The organism is Paraferrimonas haliotis (assembly GCF_002282895.1).
Lineage (GTDB): Bacteria > Pseudomonadota > Gammaproteobacteria > Enterobacterales > Shewanellaceae > Paraferrimonas > Paraferrimonas haliotis.
Genome location: NZ_NRRB01000002.1, coordinates 541,796 through 559,050, shown reverse-complemented (window position 1 = coordinate 559,050; position 17,255 = coordinate 541,796). Strand labels below are relative to the sequence as shown.

General features: G+C 46.5%; 16 protein-coding genes. 9 read left to right on the top strand and 7 right to left on the bottom strand.

Annotated features, from left to right (window positions below):
- Window positions 1–23 precede the first annotated feature (23 nt).
- Window positions 24–905, top strand: coding sequence for an alpha/beta fold hydrolase (locus CLC91_RS06445; protein ID WP_125828475.1), 882 nt, complete (start codon window positions 24–26; stop codon window positions 903–905).
- Here CLC91_RS06445 and CLC91_RS06440 read toward each other — a convergent pair.
- The 5 genes from CLC91_RS06440 to CLC91_RS06420 all read right to left on the bottom strand — a co-directional run bounded on the left by CLC91_RS06440 (window position 902) and on the right by CLC91_RS06420 (window position 8,276).
- On the bottom strand, window positions 902–2,719 hold the full coding sequence (locus CLC91_RS06440; RefSeq protein WP_095497634.1) for a DUF885 domain-containing protein: 1,818 nt from the start codon (window positions 2,717–2,719) through the stop codon (window positions 902–904). The two genes, CLC91_RS06445 and CLC91_RS06440, sit on opposite strands and share 4 nt — an antisense overlap.
- A gap of 93 nt (window positions 2,720–2,812) precedes the next feature.
- Window positions 2,813–3,286: an anaerobic ribonucleoside-triphosphate reductase-activating protein gene (nrdG, locus tag CLC91_RS06435; protein WP_095497635.1), complete on the bottom strand. Its 474-nt coding sequence runs from the start codon at window positions 3,284–3,286 to the stop codon at window positions 2,813–2,815.
- A gap of 13 nt (window positions 3,287–3,299) precedes the next feature.
- Window positions 3,300–5,420: an anaerobic ribonucleoside-triphosphate reductase gene (nrdD, locus tag CLC91_RS06430; RefSeq protein ID WP_095497636.1), complete on the bottom strand. Its 2,121-nt coding sequence runs from the start codon at window positions 5,418–5,420 to the stop codon at window positions 3,300–3,302.
- 239 nt (window positions 5,421–5,659) lie between these two features.
- Window positions 5,660–6,676, bottom strand: coding sequence for a helix-turn-helix domain-containing protein (locus CLC91_RS06425; RefSeq protein ID WP_095497637.1), 1,017 nt, complete (start codon window positions 6,674–6,676; stop codon window positions 5,660–5,662).
- A 13-nt stretch (window positions 6,677–6,689) separates the two neighbouring features.
- Window positions 6,690–8,276 carry an SLC13 family permease gene (locus tag CLC91_RS06420; protein ID WP_095497638.1) on the bottom strand — a complete coding sequence of 529 codons (1,587 nt, stop codon included), beginning with the start codon at window positions 8,274–8,276 and terminating at the stop codon, window positions 6,690–6,692.
- Window positions 8,277–8,601: 325 nt separating this feature from the next.
- On the opposite strand from CLC91_RS06420, the gene CLC91_RS06415 reads away from it, so the two are divergent.
- The 7 genes from CLC91_RS06415 to CLC91_RS06385 all read left to right on the top strand — a co-directional run bounded on the left by CLC91_RS06415 (window position 8,602) and on the right by CLC91_RS06385 (window position 15,496).
- On the top strand, window positions 8,602–9,237 hold the full coding sequence (locus tag CLC91_RS06415; RefSeq protein WP_095497639.1) for a hypothetical protein: 636 nt from the start codon (window positions 8,602–8,604) through the stop codon (window positions 9,235–9,237).
- Between the two features lie 10 nt (window positions 9,238–9,247).
- Entirely contained in the window at window positions 9,248–9,718 is a 471-nt protein-coding gene (locus tag CLC91_RS06410) for a CYTH domain-containing protein (protein WP_095497640.1), read from the top strand.
- Between the two features lie 329 nt (window positions 9,719–10,047).
- Window positions 10,048–11,391, top strand: coding sequence for an OprO/OprP family phosphate-selective porin (locus CLC91_RS06405; RefSeq protein ID WP_158220708.1), 1,344 nt, complete (start codon window positions 10,048–10,050; stop codon window positions 11,389–11,391).
- Between the two features lie 75 nt (window positions 11,392–11,466).
- On the top strand, window positions 11,467–12,300 hold the full coding sequence (locus CLC91_RS06400; protein ID WP_095497642.1) for a hypothetical protein: 834 nt from the start codon (window positions 11,467–11,469) through the stop codon (window positions 12,298–12,300).
- A 141-nt stretch (window positions 12,301–12,441) separates the two neighbouring features.
- Window positions 12,442–13,110, top strand: a complete 669-nt coding sequence (locus tag CLC91_RS06395; protein ID WP_095497643.1) for a DUF47 domain-containing protein — start codon at window positions 12,442–12,444, stop codon at window positions 13,108–13,110.
- Window positions 13,111–13,124: 14 nt separating this feature from the next.
- Window positions 13,125–14,168 (top strand): inorganic phosphate transporter, encoded by a 1,044-nt coding sequence (locus tag CLC91_RS06390; protein ID WP_095497644.1) that lies wholly within the window; start codon window positions 13,125–13,127, stop codon window positions 14,166–14,168.
- A gap of 80 nt (window positions 14,169–14,248) precedes the next feature.
- Window positions 14,249–15,496, top strand: a complete 1,248-nt coding sequence (locus tag CLC91_RS06385) for a mechanosensitive ion channel family protein (RefSeq protein WP_408634213.1) — start codon at window positions 14,249–14,251, stop codon at window positions 15,494–15,496.
- Here CLC91_RS06385 and CLC91_RS06380 read toward each other — a convergent pair.
- Window positions 15,468–16,016 carry a 1-acyl-sn-glycerol-3-phosphate acyltransferase gene (locus CLC91_RS06380; protein WP_095497645.1) on the bottom strand — a complete coding sequence of 183 codons (549 nt, stop codon included), beginning with the start codon at window positions 16,014–16,016 and terminating at the stop codon, window positions 15,468–15,470. The two genes, CLC91_RS06385 and CLC91_RS06380, sit on opposite strands and share 29 nt — an antisense overlap.
- 54 nt (window positions 16,017–16,070) lie before the next feature.
- Between CLC91_RS06380 and CLC91_RS06375 the strand changes: the two genes are divergently transcribed.
- Window positions 16,071–16,514 carry a YybH family protein gene (locus tag CLC91_RS06375; RefSeq protein ID WP_095497646.1) on the top strand — a complete coding sequence of 148 codons (444 nt, stop codon included), beginning with the start codon at window positions 16,071–16,073 and terminating at the stop codon, window positions 16,512–16,514.
- Here CLC91_RS06375 and CLC91_RS06370 read toward each other — a convergent pair.
- Window positions 16,484–17,254, bottom strand: a complete 771-nt coding sequence (locus CLC91_RS06370) for an NRDE family protein (protein WP_095497647.1) — start codon at window positions 17,252–17,254, stop codon at window positions 16,484–16,486. The genes CLC91_RS06375 and CLC91_RS06370 overlap by 31 nt on opposite strands.
- Window position 17,255: the final 1 nt, after the last annotated feature.

The window sequence follows — 17,255 nt, the reverse complement described above, 5'->3', positions numbered from 1 at the left end:
ACTTATAACTAAAGGAAGCTTTCGTGTCGCTCTATCGTATCTCTGGCATAGAGACTCCTATGCAAGTATTTGAGAATACCCTTGATTTTAACCAAGTGGATCACTCCATTGTGTTTTGCAATGCAAACGGTTTCCCGCCTGGCAGCTATAAAAATCTATTAAGCAGACTGCATGTAAGCCGTATATACGCGCCCAAATTCCGCCCCCTGTGGCAACCTTGGAGCCCAGATACGGCCGGGCTGTGGCGAACGCTTAGTGATGATTTGATTGAGCTCATTGAAGCCTTGCAACAACAGTCGGATTTTGCTGGCAAGCCAGTGACTTTGGTGGGGCATAGTCTGGGTGCAACTGTGGCCTTGATCGCCGCCCATAAGCGCCCTGAGCTGTTTAAACGACTGATTCTCATGGAGCCGGTGCTGCTGTCTAAAAAGCTGTTAATACCGGCCAAACTCATGCCAAAGCGCATGATTCAAAAACGCTCGCCGTTGGCGGTTAAAACATTGCGCCGGCAAGACTTTTTCGACACGCAACAGCAGGCTTTCGAGTTTCATCGCAAAGCGAGAGTTTTTAATGATTATAGCGATGAAGCCTTGTGGGATTATATTGAAGCCGGCACAGAACCGGTGTCAGATGGGCAAGGCTTTAAACTCAGCTATTGCAAATATTGGGAAGCAGCGTTTTATCAAAAGCCGCCATGGCTGTGGCACATTCTTCACAGCATTAACGTTGATACGGTGGGCATTCGAGCGCAACGGTCGGATACCTTAACCCAAGGTTGTTGGCGTAAGTGGCAGCAATTACAAACTCGCGCACAGTACGTTGAAATGAAAGACTGCGGACATTTGATGGCGATGTCGCACCCTGAACAAACCGCCAAGGTGCTAAATCGCTATCTCACGGATTAGCTTTGCTGGCTAATCCGTAGTTTCTCAGCTTCAATAAAGGCTTGAATTTGCAGCTCTAATACTTGCAGTGGCACCGAGCCGTGGGCAAGTACCGCATCGTGAAAACGACGGATATCGAAATCGGTGCCTAGAGCCGCCTCGGCATCGGCCCGTAAGCGTTTTATGGTCAGTTCGCCAATTTTGTAAGACAAAGCTTGCCCTGGCCAGGAAATGTAGCGATCGATTTCAGTGGTTACGTTGTGCATAGACAGCGCTGTGTTTGAGGCCATAAAGTCCAAGGCTTGTTGGCGAGTCCAACCTTTGTAATGCATGCCGGTATCAACCACCAATCGAGCCGCTCGCCACATCTCGTAGGTGAGGCGGCCGAAATTGGAGTATGGGTCTTTATAAAAGCCGCCTTCTAAGCCTAAATATTCTGCGTATAAGCCCCAACCTTCTCCAAACGCCGAAATGTAACTATAGCGGCGGAAGTTCGGTAGATTATCCAGTTCTTGATTTAATGATATTTGCAAATGATGCCCTGGAACCGCTTCGTGCAAGGTGAGCGCCTCCATTTCATATAACGGGCGTTTATCCAGCGCGTAGGTATTCACCCAATAATAACCCGGTTGATCGGGACGAGAGGACCCCGAATAGCGTCCGGTGGTGTATTTCGGTGCAATTTCAGCGGGCACTTCCATAATGCCATAAGGGGTTCTTGGCAGTTTGCCAAACATGCTCGGCAGCATGGCGTCGGCTTTCTTAGATAGCCAAGCGGCGTAGCGCAATAATTCTTGTTCGGTCTTGGGATAAAACTGCGGATCGGTACGTAAAAAGTGTAAAAACTCAGCAAAGCTGCCTTCGAATTGGGTGTCAGCGATAACCTGATCCATTTCCGCGCGAATGCGTTTGACCTCTTTAAGACCCAGCTGATGAACCTCGTCAGGAGTCATATCTAAGGTGGTGTAGTAGCGAACTCGATTTTCGTAAAAGGCTTTGCCATTGGGCATAGCTGCCGCGGCAATGGTTTGGCGTGCCTTGGGAATGTATTGCGTAGTCATGAAGTCATAAAACGCTTGGTAGCTCGGCAATACTTGACCCGCTACCGCTGCTAACCCTTGCTGGGTAAACATTCGTTTTTGTTGTTCGCTAAAGTGCTCAGGATAGCTTTCAAAGGGCTTGAAAAAAGCACTTTTTTCAACATCGGTAATGTAGGCTTTAATGCTGTCTTCAAAGCCATTGAGCACCACCTGCGGTGGGGTGTTGCCTGTAACCAATCCTTGATTCAACCAATAGGTTTGTTGCTCGAATAAGCGCGGAACTTGAGACAGTCGCTGTAAATAATCTTGATAGTCTTGGGGGTCGTCGAAACGGCCTAAACGGGCGATGGATGGCAAGTAACTGTGAAAGCCGCCCTCTGCCGTTATGGGGGTGTAATGCATGTTAAAGCGGTAGCTGTCTAACTGCTCCTGAACTTGAGCGGTTAATATGCGCCAGTTAATGTCTTGCTCATTGGACATTTGCTCCGGGTCAAGTTGCTTTAGTTGCAGCATCAGAGCTTGGTAATCTTGATGCTTTTTCGCCAAGGTTTCAGGTGAATAGTCCGCCAGTTTTGCCGCAGCGCTGGTGTCCCCCATTCGGTATGCAAGCCCTGGGTTGTAGCTTAGGCGCAGCTGCCACTCTTTGTCGATGAGCTCAGCAAGAAGTACATCTTGGGAAGCCGTTTTGGTGATGGACGCAGGGGCAGAGGCGGTTGATGGCGAAGTTTGACAACCGCCAAGGCACACCAGCCCTAAGACTACTGTCGCTATGACGGTATGAGTGTGTCGCAACATGAGTTGTATCCTGTTGTAATTGTTATTAATGGTAAATGCTCAACGCTTATGCAGCTAAAGCATACCAGTGCAACAGGATTTGACCAAGTGACCTTAGTCTAGCTCGTTAATGTTTAGGATGCGTTGATTGGAGCTACCGCGAAATTGCAGGTTAGGATCTTTAAGTGCCTGTTCGAACTTGCCGTCTACTAAGGTATCAATTTGTTCTACCACTGCGCGTTGTTGAGGCGATAACTGCTCGTAAGTATAGCCACTCCAAATCCAGATATCTTTACCGGGTGCCCGTGCCTTAACTTGCTCAACAATGTGTTTGATCATGTTAAGGTTGGCAGGCAATAAGGGATCGCCACCACTTAAAGAAAGCCCGCGCCGACGAATCCGGGTATCGTTGAGATCGGCAATGATTTGATCCAGCATGCGCTCATCGAAACACTGGCCGGCGTCAGCCGACCAAGTAGACTGGTTATAGCAGCCTCGGCATTGGTGCTCACACCCAGAAACAAACAGGGTACAGCGGGTGCCGGGGCCGTTCAATACGTCAACAGGATAGTATTGGCTATAGTTCATTATTCGACATCACTTACAGGTGCTTAACGCGACGCTTAACTTCTTCTTGCTTGCCGAAGTTAAATGGGCGCGCATCTGGGCTGCCTAAATAGCCGCAAACACGACGAGTTACAGAGACTCTAGAGGTATCGTTGTTACCGCAACTTGGGCACACAAAGCCTTTCGAGGTGCAATCAAACTCACCTGTGAAGCCGCAATCGTAGCATTCGTCGATTGGGGTATTGGTTCCATAGTAAGGCACGTGCTTAAAGCTGTAATCCCAAACGTCTTCCAGCGCTTCTACGTTATGTTTCATGTTCGGGTATTCGCCGTAACAAATAAAACCGCCGGTGGTTAGCTCTGGGTAAGGCTTTTCGAAGTCAATTTTATCGAAAGGATTGACCTTCTTTTCAACATCTAAGTGGAAGCTGTTGGTGTAGTAGCCTTTGTCTGTAACCCCGTCAACAACACCAAATTCTTTCGCATCAATGGAACAAAAACGGGTACAAAGGTTTTCGCTTGGGGTTGAATACAAGCTGTAGCCATAGCCGGTTTCCGCCTTCCAAGCTTCGGTGGCTTTTTTCAGGTAGCGAATAATTTCGATGGCTTTTTCTCTTAAGGTTTCGCTGTCATACACGTGCTGCTCGGTGCCGTAGAGCGCATTGACGGTTTCATGCAAGCCAATATAACCCAACGAGATAGAGGCGCGGCCGTGCTTAAAGATGTCAGAAATGGGGTCATCGGCTTTTAAGCGCACACCGCAGGCACCTTCCATGTATAAGATGGGCGCTACCCGAGCGCGAACCCCATCTAAACGCTCAATGCGACTTTGCAGTCCACGCTTAGCAACGGCAAGGCGACCGTCTAAAATTTTATAGAAAGCCGTTTCATCGCCGCTCGCTTCCATAGCAACGCGAGGCAGGTTCAAGCTGACAACACCCAGGTTATTACGGCCTTCGTGTTTAAGCTCGCCGTTTTCTTCATAGGCCGATAGGAAGCTGCGGCATCCCATTGGGGTTTTGAACGAGCCGGTTATGCGCTCAACTTGTTCATAGTTAAGAATGTCTGGGTACATACGCTGAGTTGCACACTCAAGCGCCATTTGCTTAATGTCGTAATTGCAATCGCCAGCCTTATGGTTAACACCATTTTTAATAGCAAATACCAGTTTGGGGAAGACCGCTGTCTTTTTATTGGTTCCTAACCCTTCTTGACGAATTTGCAATATCGACTTTTGAATCAAGCGAGACTGCCAACTGGTACCCAAGCCAAAGCCAAAGGTAACAAACGGGGTTTGACCATTGGCGGTATGCAGAGTGTTGACTTCGTATTCCAATGACTGGAAGGCGTCGTGACACTCTTTTTCGGTTTGTGCCATTGCAAATGCTTTGGTGTCGGCAACTTGCCATTGCTCAGCTGTAGCAACATGTTTGTCATAAGATGCGGTGACGTAAGGCGCCAGCACTTCGTCGATGCGGTTGATGGTGGTGCCGCCGTATATGTGGCTGGCCACCTGAGCAATGATTTGCGCCGTTACTGCCGTCGCAGTCGAAATAGATTTTGGCGAGTCGATTTCGGCGTTACCCATTTTAAAGCCGCCGGTCAACATGCCTTCTAAGTCAATCAGCATGCAGTTAAACATTGGGAAAAACGGGGCGTAATCCAAGTCGTGGTAATGGATTTCACCCATTTCGTGGGCTCTAACCACATCCTTTGGCAGCATGTAGTTTTTCGCATAGTGCTTCGCGACGATGCCGGCGAGTAAATCCCGCTGAGTAGGAATCACCTTAGAGTCTTTATTGGCGTTCTCGTTAAGTAAGCTGGCATTGCTTTGCTCAACCAAGCCTTGAATCTCTTTACTGAGACGGCTGTTTTTCTCACGGGCTGTATCACGGTCGTGACGATATTCAATGTAGCTGCGAGCCACACGCTTGTCTTCGCCGTCCATGAGTTGGTTTTCAACCAGCAGCTGCAACTCATGAATGTGTATCTGTTCTTGGCCATCCACTTGAAGTTCAATGTTACGTGCGATTTGGTCAGCGTATCCATTGACTGAGGTTCCGGCCGATTTTGCTGCAGCAGCAACGGCATCTCGAATGCGGCTGGCATCGAAGGGAACCCGGTATCCATCTCTTTTAATCACAACCGGTTTCATTTTTTAACTCCGTAACAATAGGGTAAGAATGGCGTTTTGACACAATATATAGTTATCAATAGTTATCTAGTGTCTATATGTAGGGTTGTATTGGACACTTTCCTAAGAAAAATTAAATTGATCTGGATCAGATTTAGTGATGATCAAGCATTATTTTTTTGTTAGTTGAGCTTGCCCCAAATAACTAAAATCTTGACGAGTGCTTCATAGTTGAGGCGTATTTTTGAGATACGCCTCTATTATTGAAAATGGTTGCGCAGGTGACGGGTGAGCTCTATGGTTTCCAAGGGGGTTTTGCCCAGTGTGTAACGACCGGCTATGGCAAATTGTCGATTGTAGCGGGCTAGCCAGGCTTGCATATCAGACTCAAGCTCCGAAATGTGAAGATAGCGTTTCGATTTGAGTGACGGCTCGTAAAATTCGTCCCACATGAGTTTGTGAAAACGCGCCGCAAGACCATTAACAACCGGGCCGTTATAGGCACGTTTATGGAAGTGCTTGATGTTCAGATGCGCTACAGTCGATTGAAAGGATTGACTTGCGCTGCCAAAAAACTCCTTACCTTTATCCGTCAACAGTTGGTTAATAGTTAACTCTTGCTGATTCAGTTGATGAATCACTTGGTGCGAGAGAAAGTAAGCAGCGGTTGGTGCGTCTTTAAACAAAGAAATGGTGGCAACGGCAAACTGACTGTAACCGTCGAGAAAGGTGTGCTGATACAAAGCGCCTAAGCCGTCGATACTTCCCAACGAAAAGGTGTCTTGAATGCAGATATCACCGGGATAGCGACAGCCTAACTCCAGCGAGTCTTTTAAAAAGATATCGCTCTCGTCACTAGATTTCGACTGACTCAGTTGTTGTGCTGCGGCAACTTGCTGAGCAAATAGCCGCAGTTTCTTAGTCTCTAAGTTGTGGCGCTTCCAAATAGAACGAACGCCACTCGGGGAAATGGTGTTTCCGCGAGCGGTTAGTACATCAGCGGCTTTGGCTTGGCCGTAATCTGGGTAATCCAGAGCAATTTCTATCACCTGCTCTTCCAATTTACGGTCAACGCGATTTTTTATCGCCGGTTTGGTGCGGGATAAATTGTGCAGCCCAAGTTCACCTGCCGCTTCGTATTGCTTTTTGAATCGGTAATAGCTATCGCGACTGTAGCCCATAATGTCGCAGGCTTTACTGATGCTATTGAGCTCTTCTGCTAATTGCAGAAGAGCCAATTTATTACGAATGTCCGCTTTATTTCTTTTAGAGTTCATCAGTCAAAAATAACTAGTAGAATACGCCGTTCGGTACGTAGCCAAGCCACTTAAACCATGTTTCGCCAAACAATATACTGGTAAACCACGCAATGACCAACATCGTAAATCCGAACTTGAAGGTATCCGACAAACTGTAGTGGTCGGTGGAGTAACACAGCAGTGCAGGCTTACTATTAAACGGTAAAACGTAAACGTGTTCAATAAGCAATGCGACCGGCAGGGCTAAACTCATCATGGAGAAGCCAAAGCGATCGGCAATGCCGATGGCGATAGGAATAAACAGCATGGTTCGCATGGTTTTCGACTGGAATATCAATGAACTGAAAATCATGGCTCCGGTAAGGGCTACGTAAAAGACCCAAAACGGTGTATCCATGCTCAACCCAAAGTATTCGACTCCCGCGTTAACCGATAAACTCGGCAAATCAGTTTGACGGAAACCAGCGCCTAGGGTGTAAGCGCCCGCTGAGAAAATCAGTAGATGCCAAGGAATGTCTAAGTCGTTCCAGTTAACCACACCAATACGAGGAAATAACGCGACAATGGCGCCAATAAAGGCAACCGCAGTTGCGCTCACGCCGTGATATTTATCGGTTGCCCAAAAGGCTAGAATGGTCACAAAGATAACGATTGATTTGATTTCGTTAAATGAAATCTTACCCATCTTGTCCAGCTCTTGTTGCAAGCGCTCCATCCCACCTTCAATTTGCGGCAAGCGCTCTTCTTTGGCGAGCGGGAAGAAAATTCGAGTACCAAGCAGCCAACCGATAACAATCATACACACAACAATTGGGAAGGCGACCACCATCCAATCGGTGAAATATAACGCACCACCGGCACCAATGATTAAACTGGCAGCTAACAAGTTTGCGCCAGAACCGGTAACAAAAGCACCGGCACAGAGATTAATTTGCAGCAGGTTCTGCAAAACCAAGTTACGGCCAAAGTTGTTCTTATTGTCACCGCCTCGAGCACCATAAACGGCAGCAATAACCATAAAAATAGGCATTAAAATCGCGGCTTTGGCCGTGGTAGCTGAAATAAATGCTGACAACACCATATTCACTAACATGAAGCTGTAGAAAATCGGGGTCGCACTTTTACCGAAACGACAAATGAACCAAAGAGCGAAGCGCTTCGCTGCACCGCAGGCAACCAACATGGATGCCAGCACAAAGGACAAGATGTTAAGCCACATAATAGGATGGCCCAATTGAGCGTATGCTGTACGTTCTGGCAACACGCCCGTTAACACCATTGCAATAATTACGATCAAAGATGTTAAATAATTAGGAATGGCTTCCGATACCCATAACACCAGTGCCGCACAGAAAATGGCGAGCATGGCCACACCGTGTCGTGCAAACAGCTCGGAGCCAACTTCATTGAAGTGGGCCAGTGCATTCTTACCTAAATCATCTGGATTGATGTTAGTTAAGTAGCTGATTTCGGTACACATTATTGCTATGAATACCGCAAGGGCAATCCATAATCCAGATTTTGCCAACCATTGTTCGAAGGAGCTTTTTTGTCGAATCGGGAGGGTTTCCATCCGATGTTGGCTCATATCGAGCGGGTCGTAATTCTTAGTTGTCATTGTGTTACTTCCAGGAGCTATTTCATTTTTCTGAGGCAAATTTACCTGTATGCCAACAAAAAAAACCGGAGCTAGATCAACCTAATTGCGACAAGCGTTGACGTGATCGTAGGCGTGAAAATTTTTTCGCAACCAAATTTATTTGCTAATCTATTAAAAATCAAAACGTTATAACAATTAGTTGACGAGCCTATTGAGCGTGAATGTAAGATTAGGTAAAAACTTTTAGCTCGAAAACATGATCGAGATCCATTTTTTTTTATGATTGCATCCGTAAGATGAGCGGCAACTGAACACAACGATAATATTTTTTTAAGGATTTATGATGTCTGAGTTAAAAATTGGTGAAGTTTCCAAGCCGCGCTTTGAGTTCCGCAGTTTCGGTCAAAACTTTGATGAAGCCGCTGCCCGTATGGCTCGCCTGTCAGCCCCCGTTCCAGAGAAAGTTTGGCACCGTCAAAGTGATGAAATCTACATCATGTCTCGTACTAACGATTTAAATAATACCAAGATCCGTGACGGTAAAATGGACGTTAAAACCTACGTGACGACAGTTGATGGTCTCGAACAGTGGGATCCTAAACTAAAAGCTGAATTCCCTATCTCAAAAGCACAATTGGTTGATGAAGTATTCCCTGCATTCATGGTCGATATGCCTGAGCTAAACCAGGACAGCTACAGCTACGATGAGTTCATTGCACTGATTGACGCGCACCCTGACTTGCAAGCGGTTAGCGTTCATAAAGAACGTTTCGGTTATATGGTTAATAACACCATCTGTGAAGTTGCTAACGTCTTGATAAATGGGGCAAAAGTGGTTTCTATTAACAGCGAATCAACCGAACTGGAAGACATTCAAAAAACCATTAAAGACGTTAAACTTGAAGGTGTTGAAAACATCAATTACCTACAAGTAATCAAACGTGTTATCGGCATGAAATCAGCAAAGCTGGCAAACTAGGAGAACACCCATGGCACAAGAAATTGAACGCAAGTATTTAGTTCAGCCTACCGACTTTTCTGCGATTTCAAAAAAGTCCGTGCGTATCGTTCAAGGCTACCTAAGCAGCGTACCTGAAAGAACGGTTCGTGTTCGCATTAAAGGTGAGGCTGGTTTTTTAACCATTAAAGGTATTGGAAGCGCTTCTGGTGCGAGCCGTTACGAATGGGAAAAGCAAATCTCTGTAGAGGAAGCGAAGGAATTGCTGGCAATCTGCGAACCTGGCGTTATTGATAAAACTCGCTACCTAGTTGACTTTGAAGGTCACACCTTCGAGGTTGATGAGTTCTATGGTGATAACCAAGGACTGATTGTTGCCGAAGTGGAGTTAGAATCAGAAGAGCAAGCGGTTGCTAAGCCAGCTTGGTTAGCTGAAGAAGTAACCGGTGATGCTAAATACTATAACTCAATGTTAATGAAAGCACCTTATAGCACTTGGTGATTTCTTTAGTTTCTTTTAAGTAGTTCATCTGTTAAAAAAGCTCCTGTTAAGTTAATGGTTACCATTTCTTAACAGGGGTTTTTTTATTACCTATTTAAATCAATGCTTTAGGCGTGTTTAAACGTATGTTTGAGTTAGTTTGATCTAGGTCATCATTTTGTTTTTTTGAGGTGTAAATTGTCAGATGTGGTTGAAACTTGTTAGCTGGATCACATTTATTTGTTAACACTAGGGTTAGTCTTACTTCCGAACAAAAAAGGGGCCTAAAGCTTCGATTCAAACCATCGAACATGCAGTCCCCAATAAAAAGTTTTCTTTGGAGGATTAACATGAAAACAACCATTAGCACTATCGCATTAGCCGTTTCGGCCTCTCTATTTGCTGTGACTCCAGCAATGGCAGAAACATCCATCACTGAACTGGAAGAGCGTATTGATATGCTTGAGCGTGAAATGATTGACGCTCAAAGTGCTTCTCAACGCGTTGACCGCGTTCGCTTTAAGCCAAGCACTCCTTCTGGTGAATTAGTATCAGCCGACGGTCGCTCTACCACTCAACTGAAAGGTCGTATCCACATGGATATCACCAGCACCGACGACCAATTCAAGTACGACGGTTCTAAAGACGTTGATAATGGCAGCGTTGTAGAAGGATACGAAACTGTTAACTTACGTCGCTTGCGTTTAGGCGTTGAAGGTAAGTTTGCCCAAGTTTGGGAATACGAATTGCAAATGGACTTCGCAGAAAACGAAGTTGATCTAAAAGATGCGTTGGTAGCTTACCGCGCCATTCCAAACAACCGCATCACCTTCGGTTTCCAAAAATACGCCTTTGGTCTAGAAAGCACTAACAGCTCGGCGCACAACATGTTCCTAGAACGTTCAGCGCTTGACCAGTTTGCTCCAGACCGTAACGTGGGTATCGAATGGCGTTACGCCCCAGGTAAAGTTAACTTCCGTGCTGGTGCGAGCATCCTTGCAGATGACTTCATCGACGGTGGTGAAGTAGAAGGTGCAGTAGCAAACTTCCGCATTACCTCTCCTGTTTACCAAAGCAACAGCCAGTTGGTTCACTTAGGTGCAAGTGCCTTATACAACCACTTTAACGATGACAATCAAGAGTCCCGTTACCGTGCGCGCCCAGATCACAAATGGGGTGAGCGTATGGTTAACACAGGTAAGTTCGATTCTAAGTCTGAAATTAACTACGGCGTAGAAGCTGCATACCAATACCGCAACTTGTTAGTAATGGGTGAGTACGTTGGCTCTATGATCGACCGTATCGACGGCGATTCTGTAAACCTTGGCGGTTTCAACGTTCAAGCAGCATACACCTTCACTGGCGAATCTTGGACTTACCGTGCTCGTAACGGTGGCTTCCGTGCAGTTAGCCCAGACAACCCGATTTCTCAAGGTGGTTGGGGTGCATTCGAAGTGGCGGCTCGTTACAGCTACATCGATTTGAACTCTGCTGATGCGGATCCAATGAAAGACATCAAAGGTGGTGAGCAAACCACTATGGTTGTTGGTTTGAACTGGTACTTAGAGCACAACCTAAAAGCTCAATTCAACTACGTTCATGCTGAAGCTAAGTACCAAGACGTACAAACGGCTATCAATGCTGACAAGTTCGATACCAGCAGCTATCAGTTCCGTATGGCTTACTACTTCTAAGCATTTTTGCCGGTACAGCGAAAAACGCGCTGTACCGGCAAATCGATTACATATAATTAGAATTAAGGACTATCAATGAAATTAGCAAAACTCATGAGCGCTGTTGTAGGTTTGTGCCTAAGTTCAAGCGCATTAGCGTTAAGCGAAAGCGACTTTAACCGCATTGAGCACCACATCAACACCGGTGTTGGTAAAACCCTACCTTACGCAACTAACTCTCGTACTGCTGCGTTTGAAAATACTTTTGACTTCATGACCTACACCAGTAAGCAAGGTCACAAGCTAGTTACTTACTTGGATACGCCTGATATGGCGTTCGACAAAGCAGAGTTGATTATCCGTGTTCGTGAGAACGTGGCTAACCAAACCAAAACTAAAATTACCGTTAAGCTACGTGGTGCCAACCCTGAAGCTTTCGGTGCGGTAAGCAACTACCGTAAAGCAGAAATCGACATCACTGCCGGTAAAAACGCTTACGGCGTATCTTGGGACATCCCATACTCTTCAGCTGACATTGACGTGAAAAACGTTGACGTTGATAAAGTATTCGCCACCATCCGTGCTCACAACCGTGCCGCTTACAACTTGGTGAAAGACATCTACGAAGCCAACAAAGGCAAGATCATCCAAACTGAAGTGATGCGTGCTCTTGAGTGGGAAGGTCAGCTTAAAGACAGCCGCTTTGACAGCCTAGAAGTTGAGTTTGCTTACTGGACTCCATTGTACCGCAAACCTCGCATCTACTTCGGTGAGTTTAACTTCAAAGGCCACGCTTCTAACAGCAAGTTACTAGCAGAAGCAGCTGCTCACATTGAGCAAGAAGTTGAGCGCATCGGCCTACTAGAAGGCATGCACACTGGCTCTAAAACCGGCGCTACTTTCAAGTTAAGCAAAGGCTTCAATAAGTAAATCAATTGAGCCACTTCGGTGGCTTTTTTGACGAGCATGAGCAAATGAGGGCTTTCTCCCAAACTCTCTTTGCTCATGCTTTCAAGTCACTTTCCATTCATCGCTAATCATCATTTCATGGAGAAATGCCCGGAGAAAAACATGCTCTCTTTCAGCAAAATCAACAACCTATTATCTAAGAGCCACTCTACCGAGCGGTTACTATTTTCCTTTTTTGACCAAGTTACTCTGTCTCAACACAAGTTTTTTCAGCTGTGGCAAATCTACTTGCAAAGTGGCGCCGACAGCGAACGTTTTGCTGATACCCTTGAACACTTAAGACGAATTGAAAAAAAAGCCGACAAGCTTCGCCGTCAGATTGAAATGGATCTGTACAAGAAGACCCTAATCCCTGACATGCGTTCCGATGTCGCCAGCCTTGTGGAAAGCATCGACCGCGTTATTAATAAGCAAGAAACCATTGGTAATCATTTGCTTATAGAAAAGCCTGTGATACCAGAAGAAGCTCATGAGCAATTGCTGAGTTTTGTACAAGTTGTTGGCGATACCGTCGACCATACCTTACTGTGCACTCGCAGTTTCTTCTCGGATTTTCAGCGTGTTCACGAATACCACCTAAAGGTAATGGAGTTTGAAAGCGATTGCGACGATGCTTGTCAGCGCGTGAAAACCACCATTTTTAACACCGATTTACCGCTCACCAATAAGGTGCAGCTGCGATACTTTTGTGACCGTATAGAGCAAGTGGCCAATTTAGCCGAAGACATTAGTGACCGAGTGTCAATTTTCACTCTTAAACGCGCTCAGTAAGCGCAGGGGAACTAATGGATATTGCAACGCTCATATTTTTATCCAGTGGCCTGTTCTTAGGCTGGTCACTCGGAGCCAACGACGCCGCTAACGTGTTTGGTTCGGCGGTCGGCTCCAAAATGGTGCGCTTTAAAACCGCCGCTATCATCTGTTCGATTTTCGTAATTTTAGGTGCCGTTATTAGTGGTGCCGGCGCTTCTCATACGCTGGGAGCCTTAGGGAGCGTTTCAGCTATTGGTGGCGCATTTACCGTGGCACTATCCGCTGCGGTTACCGTGTTTGTGATGACCCGCGCTGGCATTCCTGTGTCCACAGGTCAAGCGATTGTAGGTGCTATTATTGGCTGGAACTTTTTCAGCAACCTAGTCACTGATTCATCCGTATTAACCAAAATTGTCAGTACTTGGGTTATTTGCCCCATTCTCAGTGCTTTTATTGCGGTTGGACTGTATAAAGCGGTTACCATTGGATTGGAAAAAGCGCGCCCTGGTTTGTTTCAGTTGGATAACTGGACCCGCATTGGCTTAATTGGTGCCGGTGCCTTTGGTGCATACAGCTTAGGCGCCAACAACATTGCCAACGTAATGGGGGTATTTGTAAGCTCAAGCCCGTTTGAAAGCTTTTCGACGATGGGCTTCTCAGTAACTTCAACCATGCAATTGTTTTTCTTAGGTGGTGTCGCCATTGCCGTGGGTGTATTTACATACTCTAAGAAAGTCATGATGACCGTAGGCTCCAGTTTGATTCCGATGACGCCGGTGACCGCTTGGGTTGTGGTGATGGCTCATTCAATTACCTTGTTTGTGTTCTCTTCGGTAACCTTATCAAACTTCGTCGCAAGCCTTGGTTTGCCAGCCATTCCATTGGTTCCGGTATCCAGCTCGCAAGCGGTTATTGGCGCTGTTATCGGTATCGGCTTATACCGCCGACTGAGCATTACTTGGAGTAATATTGGCCGCATTGTGGTGGGTTGGATTGTGACGCCGTTTATCTCTATGCTGATCTGCATTTTAGGCTTGTACTTAGTGCAAAACCTTTTCCATCAGGTGGTTAACTAGCGCTGTGAAGTTGCAACTCTTGATCGCTTTTGATTTCGGTTTACACTGTAACCTTAATCAATTGCTATCAAGGGCTTGCCGTGGAACACGAGTTACGAGAATTATTGATCGCTGGGCTTAATATGATGGGCATCAGCGAGACTCCACAAGACGCGGTGAGCTCTGGCGTCGTCATTGTTACTAGTCTGCTGTTGGCAATTATCGCGTACGTGTTTGTTCGACGCGGAGTGGTACAGGGACTCAATAAAATCATTGAGCGTTCAAAAGTTCGCTGGGACGATATTTTCATGGAGCACAAGGTGCTTGAGAAAATGTCGGTCGTGGTGCCATTGATCGTTATCGACGTCATGGTTCCGCTTTACTTTCCCAATGAACACTGGCTTGAAGGCGTTCTACAAACGACTCTGACACTGCTTATTATGCTGCAGGTTACTCGAGTGTTGTTTGCCGCATTAAATGCCAGCAATGATATGGCCGACTCTAATGATGTGGGTCGACGACTGCCGATTAACTCGGTGGTGCAGCTGTTTAAGCTTTTCTTATCCTTTGTATTCCTTATTCTTGCCGTCTCTTTGGTAACGGGTAACTCCCCCATTTACTTCCTTAGCGGTTTAGGGGTAGCAACCGGTTTAGTCATGCTGGTGTTTCGGGACACAATATTGGGGTTCGTGGCGGGCATTCAGCTTGCTGCAAACAATATGGTGAGCCGTGGCGATTGGATAGAAATGAGCAAGTACGGCGCTGATGGCGAAGTGGAGCAAGTCAGTTTGACCACGGTAAAGGTGCGTAATTGGGATAAGACCATCACCATGATTCCAGCCTATGCGTTGGTGTCTGATGCGTTTCGAAATTGGCGCGGCATGTCCGAGTCTGGAGGTCGTCGCATCAAACGAGCGGTAAATATTGACCTGAATACCGTACACTTCTTGGATGACGAGCAAATCGAATCACTCAAAGCATTTAAACTGATTGCCCCTTATTTAAGCGACAAGCAAGCACAGCTTAAAAATAACAGCGGAATTAATGGCCGCCGTTTAACTAACTTAGGCACGTTTCGAGCCTATCTAGAGGCGTATTTAAAAGCTAATCAGAACATCCACCCTCAGATGACCTTTTTAGTGCGTCAACTGGCCAGCACTCAAACCGGTGTTCCAATGGAGGTTTACGTCTTCAGTAATGACATTCGCTGGGCAAACTATGAGGCCATTCAGGCGGATATTTTTGACCACATCTTTGCGGTGTTACCTGAGTTTGGTCTTCGTGCTTACCAGCACCCATCGGGTCGAGACATGGAAGGCATTAGCCTTCATAGTCGGGAATCGTCTTAGGGTACTTTGGTGATACCGTGCGAAAATACTCAAGCAACTGCCGAATATCAGCCTGCATATCGTCGCTGCAATGAAACGGCGGCTGTATTTGTATCTGTTTGAGTTTGAAGTCTAAGCCTACACAAATAATGGGCACTCGAGCCTCTTTGGCAATGTGATAAAACCCCATCTTCCAACGTGTTACAGGGGAACGAGTGCCTTCAGGAGCCAAGGCTAAGCAAAACTCGGGGTTACTTCGATACAGCTCCACAGCCGTGCCCACTATTTTGTTATTTTTTTTGCGATTGACACCGTAGCCGCCTAACGCGCTAAATAACCAGCCCCAAGGCGGAATAAATAATTGATGTTTACCGATAAAATTGATTTTTCTGCCAACGGCAAAGCGAGCAATAATGCCGATGATAAAATCCCAATTACTGCTGTGTGGACCCACTATCATAATAAATTGCTGCGGTGGTATGCTGCCGGTAACCTGCCAGCCAATGCATTTTAATAGCCAATTGCAAAAACGTCGCATCATTGTGTGTTTCTATTTATACTAATTAAAATCAATAATTTATGTTTAAGGTGTTGCATGCGCACAGTTATCTCGTTGCTTATTCTATTGTTAGCTCAAAGTGCCGTCGCCGTTACTAAAGACCCTGAGCAGGCCATTCGAGAGGCGCTGCAACAACAGGTGGTCGCTTGGAATAAGGGTGATATTCCAGCCTACATGGCCGGTTATTGGCACGACCCTCGATTACGCTTTATTTCTCGTGGAGAGGTGCGCTATGGCTGGCAACCAACCCTTGAGGCTTACCAAAAAAACTACCCAGATAAAGCCACTATGGGCAAACTGAGCTTTGATGTCGAGCTTATCGATCTGCTACATGATGACACCGCAATTGTTGTGGGGCATTGGAAGCTTGTTCGAGAAAACGACGAGCCCAAAGGAAACTTTACCTTAATCTACCGCCGCTTTGAACAAGGCTGGCGCATCATTCAAGATCACAGCAGTTCAGAAGCATTGTGCCAATAAAAGCGGCTGTCGCCTGCCACCAGGCCGTGTTGATTGTAGCGACGCTCGTGAAAGGTCATGCGACCATTTTTGGCAACCAATAACACGCTGGTGCAGCGAGTGCCGTAATGCTCAGTTTGCACAAAAATACTGGCCAGTTTGCGCTCCCACTCAAGGCTCACACCGGTAGCGGGCAGTTGCTCATCCGGCGCAATGCTGGTGTCGGTCATTAACGCTAACAAGGCGTCAATGTTAATCGTCGCTTGGGTTGACAGCAGTGCTTCTAAAGCTCGTTCTCCCTGCGCCATTTTCGGCCATTTCTGCTCGATCGGGCCGTTGCATATGGCGTGGTAACCTGGTGCGAGTGAGAGTAACGCTCTGCTTTCGCTGTTAAAAAGCTTCAACCCCGATGCGTCGCCAAACATCAAATTAAAGCCGTTGTACTGATGAGCATGATGGGTGAGGTAGTCTTCAACCGTGGCCGGCTTGGTAATGGCTCTCAGCACTAAATCGCCACGGGATCGACCTTGTTTTTTTTCTTTAATACCATTGCGCAGATTGGTCAATGCAGCTACTCGCCCCTCTCTATCCACGCCAAGCCAGGTGCCTAATTGAAGCCTGTCTTGACCTGCCAGCAGCTGTCGCTCGGGCAACCAAAATTGTGCGTTGGCGCTGGGGCGAGTATAAAACTCATCGCGATTAGCCACCAGTACTAACGGGTATTCGGGATGGCATTGAAGCGCTGCAAATAAGATGCACATA

Coding starts and splice junctions, on each gene's coding strand:
- CLC91_RS06440 (WP_095497634.1), bottom strand. CDS start 2,719: ATGTTGCGACACACTCATACCGTCATAGCGACAGTAGTCTTAGGGCTG.
- nrdD (WP_095497636.1), bottom strand. CDS start 5,420: ATGAAACCGGTTGTGATTAAAAGAGATGGATACCGGGTTCCCTTCGAT.
- CLC91_RS06405 (WP_158220708.1), top strand. CDS start 10,048: ATGAAAACAACCATTAGCACTATCGCATTAGCCGTTTCGGCCTCTCTA.
- CLC91_RS06410 (WP_095497640.1), top strand. CDS start 9,248: ATGGCACAAGAAATTGAACGCAAGTATTTAGTTCAGCCTACCGACTTT.
- nrdG (WP_095497635.1), bottom strand. CDS start 3,286: ATGAACTATAGCCAATACTATCCTGTTGACGTATTGAACGGCCCCGGC.
- CLC91_RS06425 (WP_095497637.1), bottom strand. CDS start 6,676: ATGAACTCTAAAAGAAATAAAGCGGACATTCGTAATAAATTGGCTCTT.
- CLC91_RS06420 (WP_095497638.1), bottom strand. CDS start 8,276: ATGACAACTAAGAATTACGACCCGCTCGATATGAGCCAACATCGGATG.
- CLC91_RS06395 (WP_095497643.1), top strand. CDS start 12,442: ATGCTCTCTTTCAGCAAAATCAACAACCTATTATCTAAGAGCCACTCT.
- CLC91_RS06370 (WP_095497647.1), bottom strand. CDS start 17,254: ATGTGCATCTTATTTGCAGCGCTTCAATGCCATCCCGAATACCCGTTA.
- CLC91_RS06400 (WP_095497642.1), top strand. CDS start 11,467: ATGAAATTAGCAAAACTCATGAGCGCTGTTGTAGGTTTGTGCCTAAGT.
- CLC91_RS06390 (WP_095497644.1), top strand. CDS start 13,125: ATGGATATTGCAACGCTCATATTTTTATCCAGTGGCCTGTTCTTAGGC.
- CLC91_RS06380 (WP_095497645.1), bottom strand. CDS start 16,016: ATGATGCGACGTTTTTGCAATTGGCTATTAAAATGCATTGGCTGGCAG.
- CLC91_RS06375 (WP_095497646.1), top strand. CDS start 16,071: ATGCGCACAGTTATCTCGTTGCTTATTCTATTGTTAGCTCAAAGTGCC.
- CLC91_RS06415 (WP_095497639.1), top strand. CDS start 8,602: ATGTCTGAGTTAAAAATTGGTGAAGTTTCCAAGCCGCGCTTTGAGTTC.